Annotated in this window: 12 protein-coding genes and 1 pseudogene; 5 read left to right on the plus strand and 8 right to left on the minus strand. The window is 66.1% G+C overall.

Annotated elements, in window-relative coordinates; all coding sequences use genetic code 11:
- Positions 1-13: 13 nt before the first annotated feature.
- The 3 genes from P3H15_RS32940 to P3H15_RS32950 form a co-directional block, all read right to left on the minus strand.
- The gene (locus P3H15_RS32940; protein WP_276141074.1) at positions 14-778 is read right to left on the minus strand and encodes a GntR family transcriptional regulator; all 765 of its coding nucleotides are present in this window, start codon (positions 776-778) and stop codon (positions 14-16) included.
- A 49-nt stretch (positions 779-827) separates the two neighbouring features.
- A complete protein-coding gene (locus P3H15_RS32945; RefSeq protein WP_276141075.1) occupies positions 828-1,226 on the minus strand; it encodes a RidA family protein in 399 nt (132 codons plus the stop codon).
- 436 nt (positions 1,227-1,662) lie between these two features.
- On the minus strand, positions 1,663-3,318 hold the full coding sequence (locus P3H15_RS32950) for a helix-turn-helix domain-containing protein (RefSeq protein ID WP_276141076.1): 1,656 nt from the start codon (positions 3,316-3,318) through the stop codon (positions 1,663-1,665).
- Positions 3,319-3,758: 440 nt separating this feature from the next.
- Here P3H15_RS32950 and P3H15_RS32955 point away from each other — a divergent pair, with 440 nt between their 5' ends.
- The 4 genes from P3H15_RS32955 to P3H15_RS32970 all read left to right on the plus strand — a co-directional run bounded on the left by P3H15_RS32955 (position 3,759) and on the right by P3H15_RS32970 (position 7,683).
- Entirely contained in the window at positions 3,759-5,099 is a 1,341-nt protein-coding gene (locus tag P3H15_RS32955; protein WP_276141077.1) for an MFS transporter, read from the plus strand.
- A gap of 82 nt (positions 5,100-5,181) precedes the next feature.
- Positions 5,182-6,225, plus strand: coding sequence for a proline racemase family protein (locus tag P3H15_RS32960; RefSeq protein WP_276141078.1), 1,044 nt, complete (start codon positions 5,182-5,184; stop codon positions 6,223-6,225).
- A gap of 32 nt (positions 6,226-6,257) precedes the next feature.
- On the plus strand, positions 6,258-6,437 hold the full coding sequence (locus P3H15_RS32965; protein ID WP_276141079.1) for a 4-oxalocrotonate tautomerase family protein: 180 nt from the start codon (positions 6,258-6,260) through the stop codon (positions 6,435-6,437).
- A 43-nt stretch (positions 6,438-6,480) separates the two neighbouring features.
- Positions 6,481-7,683, plus strand: coding sequence for an IS4 family transposase (locus tag P3H15_RS32970; protein WP_276141080.1), 1,203 nt, complete (start codon positions 6,481-6,483; stop codon positions 7,681-7,683).
- 318 nt (positions 7,684-8,001) lie between these two features.
- Here the strand turns inward: P3H15_RS32970 and P3H15_RS32975 are convergent, their stop codons facing one another.
- Positions 8,002-8,679: an alpha/beta hydrolase gene (locus P3H15_RS32975; RefSeq protein ID WP_276141139.1), complete on the minus strand. Its 678-nt coding sequence runs from the start codon at positions 8,677-8,679 to the stop codon at positions 8,002-8,004.
- On the opposite strand from P3H15_RS32975, the pseudogene P3H15_RS32980 reads away from it, so the two are divergent.
- Positions 8,644-9,129, plus strand: a pseudogene (locus P3H15_RS32980) (transcriptional regulator); the annotation flags it as partial. The gene P3H15_RS32975 and the pseudogene P3H15_RS32980 overlap by 36 nt on opposite strands.
- 53 nt (positions 9,130-9,182) lie before the next feature.
- On the opposite strand, the gene P3H15_RS32985 reads toward P3H15_RS32980, so the two are convergent.
- The 4 genes from P3H15_RS32985 to P3H15_RS33000 form a co-directional block, all read right to left on the minus strand.
- Positions 9,183-9,611 (minus strand): thioesterase family protein, encoded by a 429-nt coding sequence (locus P3H15_RS32985; RefSeq protein ID WP_276141081.1) that lies wholly within the window; start codon positions 9,609-9,611, stop codon positions 9,183-9,185.
- A 91-nt stretch (positions 9,612-9,702) separates the two neighbouring features.
- Positions 9,703-10,518 carry an enoyl-CoA hydratase/isomerase family protein gene (locus tag P3H15_RS32990; RefSeq protein ID WP_276141082.1) on the minus strand — a complete coding sequence of 272 codons (816 nt, stop codon included), beginning with the start codon at positions 10,516-10,518 and terminating at the stop codon, positions 9,703-9,705.
- Between the two features lie 43 nt (positions 10,519-10,561).
- Positions 10,562-11,614 (minus strand): enoyl-CoA hydratase/isomerase family protein, encoded by a 1,053-nt coding sequence (locus tag P3H15_RS32995; RefSeq protein WP_276141083.1) that lies wholly within the window; start codon positions 11,612-11,614, stop codon positions 10,562-10,564.
- Positions 11,607-13,151, minus strand: a complete 1,545-nt coding sequence (locus P3H15_RS33000; protein ID WP_276141084.1) for a CoA-acylating methylmalonate-semialdehyde dehydrogenase — start codon at positions 13,149-13,151, stop codon at positions 11,607-11,609. The genes P3H15_RS32995 and P3H15_RS33000 overlap by 8 nt, the downstream gene beginning before the upstream one ends.
- Between the last annotated feature and the right edge of the window lie 7 nt (positions 13,152-13,158).

Genomic DNA, 13,158 nt, shown 5'->3' on the forward strand with positions numbered 1-13,158 from the left:
ACGACGGTGGTCCTCACTGGTTTCTTCCTGACTGTGTGTCGAGTAGTTGCCGGACGGTGGCGCGGGCGTCACGGTAGGTCCGGTCGAGAATGGTGGAGACGGCGGCGCTGTCGTGGCGTTCGACGGCATCGAGCATGTCCGTGAGATGACTCCAGGTGGCCAGTCCCTGCTCGAGCGCGTTGGTGATCCACAGGTTCTTGTACGGACGGCAGATGTCCCAGAGATTGCGGACCACCTTGACCAGCTCGACGTTCTCGCCGGCGTCGTAGAGGGCACCGAGCAGGTGCTCGTCCTGGATGGCGGCTTCGACGGTGTCACCGCGTTCTGCGGCGTCCCGGAGCAGCAGCCAATGGTGCTGCATCTTCTCGATGACGCCACGGTCGGCGCGGTCGGCACCTTGGCGAGCGGCCTCGGGTTCGAGCATGATCCGCACGTCGTACACGTGCTCGAGCTCGTCGATACTCAAGACCCGCACCGTCGCACCGCGATACGGTTCGACGACGATCAGGCCGGCCTGCTCGAGCCGCCGGAAGGCTTCTCGCACGGGCATGTCACTGGTGCCCACCGACTCGGCGACCTCGCGGATCCGCAGCTGACTGCCCGGTTCCCACTCCCCCTGCGCGATCCGTCCACGAAGAGCCTCGAAGACCTGATCGGCCAGCAGCGAAGAAGACACCCGGAACTCGGGCTTCGGAGCGGGCGGCGCAGCCGAGCGGTGTGCGACCGACGGCGCGATGGTGACCGCGGAGCATGTCACGGGCTCGGTGGCGTCGATCATGATGTGAACCTTTCGTGGACGGAGCGGCGAGAGATGTTGCGACTCAGCCCTATCGGCGGTAAGCGACGGCGTCGAACTCGACCGCGGTGCGGCCGCGGAAGCGGGAGACCTCGACCGTGGTGCGGGCCGGCGCGCCGTGCACGGTCACCACCGAGGTGTAGACCTTGTTGAGTTCGGGCAGCTTCTCGATATCGGCGACGTAGCCGTTGATCTTGAGCACCGTCGACCAGTCCGCGCCGGCGGCGCGCAGCGAGGTCTCCAGGTTCGACAGCGCCGTGCGCACCTGAGTGGCGAAGTCCTCCGACGTGGTGCCGTCGGCCTCGACCGGCAGCGCTCCACTGGTCCACACCAGATCGCCGAGGACCGCGGCCGCCGAGTACGGAGCCGTGGCCGGGGTCGATTCGAGACGTACCAATTCCCGCTCGACGAGACCGTTCGTGCTGGTCATGGAAGAAACCTCCAGATTGTGTGTGTGGCGTTTCGAGGATGTTGTCGGTGCGGTGACCGCCCGATGTCTGATCACATATCCCTGTGACCTGCGCCTCACAAAGTATGCTGGTCGACCAAGTTGTCGACAACAGGTGAACGTCTCAAGTTCGGAAAATGCAGTTTTGAGTTTTAAATAACTACACAGAAGTGTGTGGCAATAGGCCATCGAACCACCGCGTTCAGAGCGCGCTCATCCTCGTCGCCCGCGAGAACGGGCGGACTTTTCGCCCATCTCACCTCGCGGTGATGGAGTAGGCGGGTGGCTCGCGGTCGGTTCCAGTACGGATTAACGACTCAACACGCGATATTTCACTCCCGCAGCGGGCCGCCCGAGGCGGTGGCGTGGGCGTACCCCCGACGCGAACGCCACGTTGCGGTCGTGGGACGGCAGTCGGCTATTTTCGTTTGCCGTCGGGGATTCCCGCGTCTTCGTGACGCCGGAACTGCTCGACCATGTTGAACACCGCGTTGTCGATCTTGCGGCTCCACAGGCTCGTCACCAGTTCGGGGTCCTGGCTCCGCAACGCATCGAGGATGGCTGTGTCGTCGGCGACGATGTCGTCAACGGAGTACGCGTAGTCCAGCCCCAAGATCGAGACGAACATCCGCAACTGCAGCGACAGGCGGACGAACATCTTCTCGATCCTCGGCATGTCGGCGGCATGAGCTACCGCATCCTGCCACCGAATGTCCGCATCCCCCGTGGCCGGAGCGTCACCCATCCGCGCGGTCCTGACGACGTCCTCCATCGCGGCTTCGACCGGCGCCAGCCGCGTTCTGCCCTTGGTAGCCACACGCCGCAGCAGCAACGCCCCGAGCGGACCACGCGCGGTATAGGTGTCGAAGATGTCCTGGCGGGTCGGGATGGGAATGTACGCACCGCGATGCGGTTCGAGTGCCACCAATCCGTCCTCGGCCAGGATCTGCAGCGCGTCCCGAATAGGCCCCCGGGAAACACCGAGTCGCGCCGCGAGCGGTTCTTCGAGAATCCTCTGTCCGGCATCGAACGCACCCGTCGCGATCGACTCGCGCAGCACCTTGACCACGGCAGTCGCCAGCCGCGGCGGGGTACTACGCAGGGCACCACCTGCGGCCGCCGGGACGGACGCACCCGACGCCTTGGCCTCGAGGCGCGGCGGCCGGACCCACCGGAACGAGTGTTCCGCGCTCGCCGCCCAGGATCGCACCTGGTGTTCCACGGTGAGCAACTGTTCGCCCTGGCGCCGGTCGAGGGCTTCCGTGATCGAATCCAGTTGCGCCAGCCAGCGGTGTGGCGCTATCTCGTACACGCTGAACCGGGGGTGCCGATACAACCAGCGTTGGGTCTGCGTCGGGAGCTTCACGTCGACCAACATGATGACTCGTCGATCCGGTGGGGCCACCTTGTCGACTTGTTCCAGCATGTCGAGAAGGTCCGACCCGACAGCCGCCGACTCGGCAGACTCGACCGAGGACACCTGCGGCTCGTAGGCGAACCGGGCGGACAGCACGGTACGGACGCCCTCCCGCCATTGGCGGGTCCGGCTGCTGCGCGATCGTGCTTCGGCGGCACCGGGAGGCGAGGCCGGATCGTGGAAGATCAGGACGCGAGTCGCCGCGCTCACAAACACCGCAGCGAGCACCACCCGCCTCGACTTGTTGAGCACCGATCGGGTGATGAGATCGGGCGCCTCCGTGAACGACAGCCGGCGGACTCGACTGACCGCAGTCTGACTCAGCCCGAGTTCGGCAGCGATCGTGCGCGTGGTCCACGCACCGTCTGCCGGTTCCCGAAGCTGCACGCCGAGTACTGCCCGCTGCGCGTCGCTGCCGATGGACACCGGGCGTCCCGGTCGGGCCCGGTCGCCGAGACCGTGGATTCCGTGTTCGTCGAACCTTCTGCGCCACTTCATGATCGTGTGCCGGGTGACGTCGAGGGTCCGCGCCGCCTCTGCGACCGACTGGTCTTCACTCGCGAGCACGATCCGGGCCCGCAAGGCCAACGCCTGGGTCGTGGCCGGCGCCGCCACCAACCGCTCCAGCATGCCCCTGTCCTCCGCGGAAAGCGCCATGCCCATTCCTCCTCACTCCCTGCCCGTACGTTCCGAGGCGAAGCACCCTATTCCAACGCAGTGCTACTGAGTCATTAATTCGTAAACATCGTGCCCGTGCTATTGCCGCCGATCTGAGCTGAACCACCTGAGAATTGCAGAATTTCACGTCAAGTTCCCGCGTGCAGGCGCACACTTTCCGTTGAGAGAGTTACAACTCAAAACGACATCTTTCAGTTTCAATGTCAGACCTTGTTGTCGACAACTCCCCCAACAGCCTACTTTGTGAGGCGCAGGTCACACAGACCCTTCGGCCCGGATCCCGGAGTTGCTCGCCACGCCGACGTCGCGCTCCGCAATCCCGGCGAGATCGTCCCGCTGAGATCCCTACCCAACACCCCAACCCCGGAAGAAAATAAGGAGAAACCCATGTCATCGTTCCGGATTGTGAGGAGTGACTGGTGTCGTCAATAAAGAATACGGTCGCTGTTTCAGACCATGCCGACGCAGCGTTCAAGCGGCGTTTCCTGTGGAAACTGGTCCTCGTGCTGACCGGGGGGATGTTCCTGGATGGCTACGTCCTCGGGATCATCGGCCCGGTGACCGGCCCGATGGCCGCCGATCTGGGCCTGTCGACACTATCCGAGGGGCTGATCGCAGCGAGCGCGCTGTTCGGCATCTTGATCGGCTCGCCGCTGGCGGGCTGGGCCTCGGACAAGTTCGGCCGCAAGCTGATGTTCACGGCCGACATGGCGCTGTTCGTGATCGCCTCCGCGATGCAGTTCTTCGTCCACGAGCCCTGGCAGCTGTTGGTGGTGCGGCTGCTGATGGGTGTGGCGATCGGTGCCGAGTACTCGGTCGGTTGGCCGCTGCTGTCGGAGTTCGTTCCGGCCCGGCTGCGGGGCCGGTTGATGGGCGTGACGTTGATCGCCTGGTATGTCGGGTTCATGCTCGCGTACCTGGTGGGGTATCTGCTGACCGAGAACACCGACCTGGGCTGGCGGGTCATCCTGGGCACGAGCACCGTCATCGCGGTGGTGTTGCTCATCGCTCGGATCGGGCTGCCCGAGTCGCCGCGCTGGCTGTGGAACGTCGGCCGACGGGACGAGGCCCACGCCCTCGCGCACAAATATATGGAGTGCTTCGCCGACATGGTCGATGTCGAGCACGAGGACACCCGCAAGGGCAGTTTCGGGATGCTGTTCTCCCGGCAGTACTGGCGGGCCACGTTGTTCACCGCGGGGTTCTGGTTCTGCGCAGTCACACCGTATTTCGCGATCGCCACGTTCGCCGACAGCGTGCTGGACCAGTACGGGCTCAGTGGAGGGCTGGCCGGTGGGGTCGGGCTGTCCGCGGTCGCCGCCGGCGCCGTGGTGCTCACGGTGCTGTTGGTCGACAAGCTCGGCCGCCGTGCGCTGACCGTGCCGCCGCAGTGGCTGTGCATGGCGCTGCTCGCGGTCATCGGCCTCTGGGCGGGGGCGCCGCCGATGGTGGTGTTGGCGCTGTTCCTGGCCTTCTCCTTCTTCAATGCGATGTACAACACGCTGACCGGGATCTATCCCGCCGAGGTGTTCCCGACCGAGATCCGCGGGATCGGCACGGGCTTCGCGGCCGCCGTCAGCCGCGTCGGGGCCGGCATCGGCACGTTCCTGCTGCCGTGGTCGATGGCGAACCTCGGCACCGCGGTCACCATGTTGATCGCCGCCGTCATCGCCGGAATCGGGGCCGGACTGTCACAGTGGCTGGCCCCCGAGACCAACGGCATGAGCCTCAGCGAGACCGCCGCCGGCGTAGTGCACTAGGGAACTCGAGTTACAACTGCCGTCACAGGCATCCACTTCGCACTCCGAGCGCACGCTCGGCGAGAAAGAAAGTCGAAATTCAATGCGATTCAGCAAGGTTTTCAACGTCGTCGGATGTCATGTCGGCGGTGAGGTCGGCAACGTCGTCGTGGGCGGTGTCGGCGACGTACCCGGCGACACCATGTTCCAGAAGCGGCTCTACCTCGAGAACAAGCGAGACGACATCCGGCAGCTGCTCCTCAAAGAGCCGCGTGGCTCCATGATCCGCTCCGTCAACGTCGTACTACCGCCGACACACCCGGACGCCGCCATGGGCTACGTCATCATGGAATCCGAGGAATATCCTGCGATGTCCGGCGGCAACACCATCTGTGTCGCAACCGTTCTCCTCGAGACCGGGATGGTCCCGATGCAGGAACCGGTCACCGAACTCACCCTCGAATCACCCGCCGGCCTGATCAAACTGCACTGCGAGTGCCGGGACGGCAAGGTGCTCAGCGTCCGCTTCGTCAACCAGCCCGCCTTCGTCTATCACTTGGACGCACCCGTCGAGGTCGAAGGCATCGGAACCGTGACCCTCGACGTCGCGTGGGGTGGGATGGCCTTCGCCATCATCGACGCCGCCGGCCTCGGATTCGAGCTCGTCCCCGACGAGGCCCGCGACCTGTGCGTGGTGGGCGAAAAGATCAAGACCGCGGCCGCCGAACAGTTGAAGGCCATCCACCCGGAGAACCCCCAGTTCGCCGGGATCACCATCACCGAGTTCACCAACCCCCTGCGGCGAGAGAACGACACCCTCGTCGCCAAGAACGCGGTCGTCGTCTCCCCTGGGCGCATCGACCGGTGCCCGTGCGGCACCGGCACCTCCGCCAGGCTCGCGGTGATGCACGCCCGCAACCAGATCAAGCCGGGCGAGAAGTTCATCCACGAATCCCTCATCGACAGCCGGTTCGAGAGCACCATCGAATCGCTCACCCGCGTCGGTGACTACGACGCCGTCGTGCCGAGCGTCTCCGGCCAGGCATGGATCACCGACATGTCCCAGGTCGGAATCGATCCGACCGACCCCTTCCCCCTCGGATACACGCTCTCGGACAGCTGGATGCGTTCCGGCGCCACCAGCTGACTCGACCCCCACCCCGCGTAGAAGGACCACTCATGCCGCTCATCCAGATCACCCAGCCACCCGGTTTCGACACCGAACAGAAGCGCGCCACCATCGAAGCGATCACCCGCGCCTACGTCGACGCCACCGGAAAGCCACCGTCATCGGTATGGGTCACCATCACCGAAGTCCCGCGCGAATCCTGGGGCGTCGCGGGAACACCCCTCGGCTAGCCGCAATACCGTTCAGTTAGTGGGGTTTGCGTTACGATGAGGTGTGCCTCGGAGTGGATGGGTGAAGCCGGTCTCGGATCGGCGGTTGTCGGATGTGGTGTCGGTGGGGTTGCTGACCAGGGTGTTTCCCGCGTCCTTGGTCGATGAGGTGATCGCGGAATGCGGTCGCAGGGAGCAGCGCAGTCGGTCGTTGACCGCTCGCGTGACGGCGTACTTCTCGATCGGGATGGCATTGAATTCGCAAGGCTCCTACGAGGAGGTCTTCGAGCAGCTCACCGACGGTTTGTCGTGGTCGTCGGGATGGTCGCAATCCTGGTCGCCGCCGACGAAATCGGCGATCTTCCAGGCCCGGTCACGTCTGGGATACGAACCGGTGCGGGAACTGTTCCGCCGCGTCGCACGACCGCTCGCCGACACGGAGACGCCCGGATCCTGGCTCGCGGGGCGCCGGTTGGTGGCCCTCGACGGGACCTGCCTCGACCTGCCCGACACCCCGGCCAACGCCGAGCATTTCGGGCGGCCCGGATCGAGTCGCGGCGAGCAGTCCGCGTTCCCGCAGGCACGCTTGGTGGCGGTCGCCGAGTGTGGCACCCACGCGGTATTCGACGCCGCGATCGGATCGTGCCGCACCTCCGAGCGGGAGCTGGCGCACGATCTGATGGACACCCTCGAACCCGGGATGCTGCTGCTCGCCGACCGCGGCGTCTACGGATTCGACATGTGGACCCGGGCCGCCGCCACCGGCGCCGACCTGCTGTGGAGGGTCAACTCGACGCTCTCACCCCGGCACCTCGAGACCCTCGACGACGGATCCTGGCTGGCACAGATCGTCCCCACCTCCGGGAAGAATCGGCAGCAGCGCGCACTGACGGTGCGCGTGATCGACTACACCCTCGACGACGGGCGGGAGAACCCCGAGCAGTACCGGCTGCTGACCACGATCCTCGACCCCTCCGACGCACCCGCGGAAGAACTCGCCCTCGCCTACGCCCAACGGTGGGAGATCGAGAACACCTTCGACGAACTGAAAACCCACCAACGCGGGCCGCGCGCCGTGCTGCGGTCGAAATCGCCACCGCTGGTCCTGCAGGAAATCTGGGGGCACCTGTGCTGCCACTACGCCATCCGCACCCTGATGCGCGACGCCGCGACCGCCGGCGGTCACGACCCGGACCGGATCTCTTTCGTCGCCGCCCTGCGGATAACCCGACGATCCCTGTCCCACAGCTCTTTTTCCCCCTCATAACCACCACGCCGCCACCCGATTGTGGGATCAGGGCATCGTCAAACTCCTGCGCCGTATCAACCCGGTACGCCGACCCCGATCAAACCCCCGCGTCGTCAAACGCAAAGTCCTCAAATGGGCCGCCAAACGCGCGCACCACCAACACCATCCACAACCCACCCACCCACCGGAATGCGCCATCCTCGTTCACTAACTGAACGGTATTGCGGCTAGCCGAGCAGAGCTCGTCACCCGGCTACGACTCGGTCCCGGTGCACCCGTGGTGCACCGGGACCGAGCGCCGGCACCTCCGTGGGTCCTCGGAGGTACGAGCACTCGTTAAGTGAGGTTCCGGGTGTAGAACTCGGTCAGTTTGTCGAACGGGATCAAGTCGGTCCGGTCGTAGAGATCGACGTGACCGGCGCCGGGGACGATCACCAGTTCCTTGCGGTTGCCGGCGAGGCGGTAGGCCTCTTCGGTGAACTCGCGGGAGTGCGCGTTTTCGCCGGCGATGAACAGCATCGGGCGAGGCGAGATGGCCCCGATGTCGTTGAAGGGGTAGAAGTTCATGAACTTGACGTTGCTCGACAGGGTCGGCTGGGTGGTGGTGTCGGGACTGCTCCCGCGCGCGGTGCGGTAGAAGTCGTAGAACTCGCGCGCGATCGGGCCGGACTGATCGGTCAGCTGTTCGGGTGTGCCGCCGGTGTATTCGGTGGGACCACCGGTGAATTCGACGTCTCGCTGGGCTGCGGCTTGGGCCAGGGCGGCTTGACGGTGCTCGGGGGTGACCGAGTGGCCCAGCCCGTTGCGGGTGGCACCGCCCATGTCGTACACGCTGACGGTGGCGATGGCCTTGATGCGGGGGTCGATCTTGGCGGCGCTGATGACGAAGCTGCCGCTGCCGCAGATGCCGAGCGCGCCGATGCGTTCGGTGTCGACGAAGGACTGGGTGCGCAGGAAGTCCACGCCGGCGGAGAAGACGCCTTCTATTCGCCCCTCTACCCGGACCAACTGCACCCCGACCCCAGCAGTGCGGTCAATTTCGTCCGGTTCTGCTTCCTCGATCCCCGTGCCCGCGAGTTCTACCCCGATTGGGACCTGATGGCCGACGGCGCCGTCGACCTGTTGCGCACCGACGCCGGCCGCGACCCCTACGACCGGGGCATCTCCGACCTCGTCGGTGAATTATCGACCCGCAGCGAAGAATTCCGTGTTCGCTGGGCCAAGCACAATGTGCGCCTGCACTACACCGGCACCAAGACCTTTCACCACCCCGTCGTGGGTGACATCACCATCGACTACGAAACAATGCCACTACCTGCCGACCCCGGCCAGGTCCTGACCCTCTACAGCGCCGAACCCGGCAGCCCTTCCGCCGACGCCATGACCCTGCTCGCCAGCTGGGCCGCCACCAATCTCGCCGCCACCGCATCAGGCGAGCAGCCGACACACAGCACCGGCGAGTAGCGGTTCGATTGGTCGTCGGTGCAGTCACCTTCCGCTCGGAGCACCGACACAAGTCAGGTGCGCGATGCGCCAGGACTGGAGTAGTCCGTGGGAGTTAGCAGTGCCGTGCGTTCCGTGGAGGTGAGGGCGCGCTTCGATGCCGTCCCCGTGTCCCACCACACCAGAACTGCCGTCGCGTAGGCGATTTCTTTCCCGTGCCGACTGAAAATGCATTCTTGGGTGGTGATGCTCGTCGTTCCGGCATTCACGACGGTGGAGGTCACCGAGGCCGGGGAATCGTCGAGCGTGAGTTCGTGGAGGTATTCCAGGTCGAGGCGGGTGATGACGTACACCGGGTCCGGGTCGGACAGGGCGGCTGCGATCATGTTGCCGCGGGCCTGGTCGAAGAGGGTGACATGCACGGCGTGGAAGACGTGTTGTTGTGCGTCGAGATCTCTCCACCGGAGTGGGATCGTGGACGTGTGACCGAAGTGCGTGGTCATGCGCGGGTCTCCCGCGAGGTCGTGAGCGGGCTACGTGGTCCGGCGAGGCCGCAGATCTGGGTTCGTGCGGCCCCGCCGGATGTTCCGCCTGTCAGGCCTTGACGGCGCCATAGCGCTCGTCACGCCAGGCGAGAGCAGCTTTCAATCCCTTTTCGGCGGCGACCTGGTCGAAGGCCTGCTGCTCGGGGGTGTTGGCGCCGTTGATGAGAGCGGAGATGTCGATGTTGGCGTTGACCGCGGTGCGCAGTCCCTTGGCCTCGTAGGCACGGTTGAGTGCCTGCTTGGTCAACTGCAGGATCGGTAGCGGGGTCGGTGCGATCCGCAGGGCCAGCTCACGGGCAGCGGTCTCGAGCTCCTCGAGCGGGACGATCTTGTTGATCAAACCGAGCGAGAGCGCTTCCTCTGCGTTGATCTTGTCGCCGGTGAAGAGCAGTTCGTTGGTCTTCTTCTGGCCGAGGATGAACGGCATCAGCAAGGTGACCGGGCCCGAGCCGTACTGGATCTCGGGCTCGCCGAACTTCGCGTCCTCGGCGGCGACGATGATGTCGCAGGCCATCGCGATTTCGCAGGCGCCGGCCAGGCAGTAGCCCTGGACGACGGCGATGGTCGGCTTCGGGCAGGACCACACTCGCATGGTGACGTCGACGTCGCGGCGCAGCACCGGCAACCATTCGAGCGGGGTGTCGGTGCCGTCTTCGATCTCGTCGTTCATATCGAATCCCGCGGAGAATGCGCGCCCGTTCGCCGCGATGAGGACGACCTTGATCGAGTCGTCGGCACCCGCCTCCGCGACGCGCTTGTCGAGTTCAAGAACGACCTCGGTGCTCAGGGCGTTGAGCTTGTCCGGTCGGTTGAGGGTGATCGTGGCGATCGGGCCGTTGGTTTCGTAGAGCACTACATCTGACATGTCACTCGTGTCCTTCGTCGAAAACTGTTGGAGGAGAATTGGGTCAGTGCTGCCATCGGGGCAGGCCGTCGGGGTCCAGACCGCCGAATCGGGATGCGCCCCAGGTGGGATTGCGGTCCTTGTCGACCAGAGCGGCCCGGATGCCTTCGATGAAGTCCGGGGTGCGGATGACATCGCGGGTGAGGTGCAGTTCCGCCGCGAGGCATTCCCGGAGAGTCCGTTGCCTACCCCACGCCAGCAGTTCGACGGTGAGCTGCAGGCTTTGCGGCGACAGACGGGACAGTGCGTCCCGAGTCGTGGCCGCCCAGTCCCCGGCTGCGGCCGCGAGCCGGGCGTCGATCTCGGCAAGTGTGTCTGCGCTGAAGCACCAGTCGATCTGCCCACGGTGCTCGGCAAGCGTGCTCTCCCCGACCGGCGAGGGACTGCCGAGGGCCCGGAGCGTCTCGTCGACCGGCCGATGGGGGTGGTCGGCGAGGGCGGCCGGGACCAGCGCGATGGCCGCATCGTCGATGAAGTGGGTGGCCAGTCCGGTGTAGAGGGCGTCGGCCGCCGACATCCGCGCCCCGGTCAGACCCAGGTAGACCCCGAGCGCCCCTGGCAGGCGCGAGAGGAAGTAGCTGGCGCCGACGTCGGGGAAGAATCCGATCCCGGTCTCGGGCATGGACAGTGTGGCGTTGCCGCTGACCACCCGGAACGCCCCGTGCACGGACAGGCCCATGCCGCCGCCCATGCAGATCCCGTCGATCAGCGAGACGAACGGCACCGAGTACTCGCCGATGCGGGCATTGAGCCGGTACTCGGTGGAGAAGAACCGTTCACTCGATTCCGGGTCGCCGGCCAGGCTGTTCTCCTGAACGGCCCGGATGTCGCCGCCGGCGCAGAACGCCTTCGGGCTGGCACTGTCGAGCAGGACGGCACGCAGTCCGGTGTCCTCCCACTCGGCCAGGGCGGCATCGATCGCCTCGACCATCTCGGTGGTCAGCGCGTTGAGCGCCGTGACCCGGTCGAGGGTGATCACCCCGACGCCGCCGCGGATCTCGGTGCGGACTGTGTCGGTCGTCTGGACGGTCGCGGTCATCACAGTGCCCTCACTCATGGGTGGGCATGGAGAAGTCGGTGCGGACCTGGGTGTTGTTGGGCCAGCGGGTGGTGGCGGTCTTGTTGCGGGTGTAGAACCGGACGCCTTCGGGGCCGTGGATGTGGTGGTCCCCGAACAGTGACCGCTTCCAGCCGCCGAAGGAGTGGAACGCCATCGGCACCGGGATCGGAACGTTGATGCCGACCATGCCGGCCTTGACCTGCGCGAGGTAGGTGCGGGCGGTGTTGCCGTCGGCGGTGAAGATGGCGGTGCCGTTGCCGAATTCGTGGTCGTTGACCAACTGCAGGGCTTCCTCGAAGGAGTGGGCGCGCACGATCGACAACACCGGTCCGAAGATCTCCTCGAGGTAGATCCGCATCGACGGGGTGACGTGGTCGAACAGGGTGCCGCCGAGGAAGAACCCGTCCCCCGCGGTCGCCGGAATGCTTTCCCGGCCGTCGACGACCAGTTCCGCGCCTTCCTGCACCCCGACGTCGATGTAGGAGGCGACCTTGTCGCGGTGCACCCCGGTCACCAGCGGACCCATCTCCACCTCGGGGTCGGTGCCGGGCCCGACCTTCAGGTCGGCGAGGGCGGCGATCAGCCGCTCGCGCAGCGCGGTCGCGGTGTCCTCCCCGACCGGCACGGCCACCGAGATGGCCATGCAGCGTTCCCCGGCGGAGCCGTAGGCGGCGCCCATCAGGGCGGAGACGGCCTGGTCGAGGTCGGCGTCGGGCATGATCACCATGTGGTTCTTCGCCCCGCCCAGGGCCTGGACCCGTTTGCCCTGCGCGGCGGCGGTGCTGTGGATGTATTCGGCGATCGGGGTGGACCCGACGAAGCTGATCGCCTCGACCTGCTGGTGGGTGAGCAGGGCGTCGACGGCGATCTTGTCACCGTGCACGACGTTGAACACCCCGTCCGGCAGGCCGGCCTCGGTCAGCAGCTTGGCGAGTTCGACGCTGAGGGTGGGGTCCTTCTCGGACGGCTTCATCACGAACGTGTTCCCACAGGCGAGGGCGACGGGGAACATCCACATCGGGACCATGGCGGGGAAGTTGAACGGCGAGATCCCGGCGACGACGCCGAGGGGCTGGCGGAAGGTGACGCCGTCGACGGCCCGGCCGACGTTCTCGGAGAACTCGCCCTTGAGTTGTTGCGGGATGCCGCAGGCGAATTCGACGACCTCGAGGCCGCGGGTCACCTCCCCCAGGGCGTCGGAGTGCACCTTGCCGTGCTCGGCGGTGATGATCGCCGCGAGCCGGTCGGCGTGCTGTTCGACGAGGTCGCGGAACCGGAACATCACCCGGGCCCGGATGTGTGCGGGGGTGGCCGACCAGGCCGGGAACGCCGCGGCGGCCGCCGCCACGGCGGCGTCGACGTCGGCGGTGGTGGCCATCGCGACCGTGCCGGTGACCTGACCGGTGGCGGGGTTGTAGACGTCGGCGCGGGTGGCGGCACGGCGGGCGTCGGAGCGGCCGGCGATGTAGTGGTCGATGTCGACCGGCCGAGCGGAGGTGGCGGTGCCGGCCGGGGTGGGAAGGGTGGCGGTCATGTGTGTC

This window comes from Rhodococcus sp. T2V (assembly GCF_029269925.1).
In the GTDB taxonomy this organism is placed as follows: domain Bacteria; phylum Actinomycetota; class Actinomycetes; order Mycobacteriales; family Mycobacteriaceae; genus Rhodococcus_F; species Rhodococcus_F koreensis.

What these genes read in the sequence shown, in the direction of transcription:
- P3H15_RS32940 (WP_276141074.1), bottom strand. Translation starts at nt 778, where the DNA reads ATGATCGACGCCACCGAGCCCGTGACATGCTCCGCGGTCACCATCGCG.
- P3H15_RS32945 (WP_276141075.1), bottom strand. Translation starts at nt 1,226, where the DNA reads ATGACCAGCACGAACGGTCTCGTCGAGCGGGAATTGGTACGTCTCGAA.
- P3H15_RS32950 (WP_276141076.1), bottom strand. Translation starts at nt 3,318, where the DNA reads ATGGCGCTTTCCGCGGAGGACAGGGGCATGCTGGAGCGGTTGGTGGCG.
- P3H15_RS32960 (WP_276141078.1), top strand. Translation starts at nt 5,182, where the DNA reads ATGCGATTCAGCAAGGTTTTCAACGTCGTCGGATGTCATGTCGGCGGT.
- P3H15_RS32965 (WP_276141079.1), top strand. Translation starts at nt 6,258, where the DNA reads ATGCCGCTCATCCAGATCACCCAGCCACCCGGTTTCGACACCGAACAG.
- P3H15_RS32985 (WP_276141081.1), bottom strand. Translation starts at nt 9,611, where the DNA reads ATGACCACGCACTTCGGTCACACGTCCACGATCCCACTCCGGTGGAGA.
- P3H15_RS32990 (WP_276141082.1), bottom strand. Translation starts at nt 10,518, where the DNA reads ATGTCAGATGTAGTGCTCTACGAAACCAACGGCCCGATCGCCACGATC.
- P3H15_RS32995 (WP_276141083.1), bottom strand. Translation starts at nt 11,614, where the DNA reads ATGAGTGAGGGCACTGTGATGACCGCGACCGTCCAGACGACCGACACA.
- P3H15_RS33000 (WP_276141084.1), bottom strand. Translation starts at nt 13,151, where the DNA reads ATGACCGCCACCCTTCCCACCCCGGCCGGCACCGCCACCTCCGCTCGG.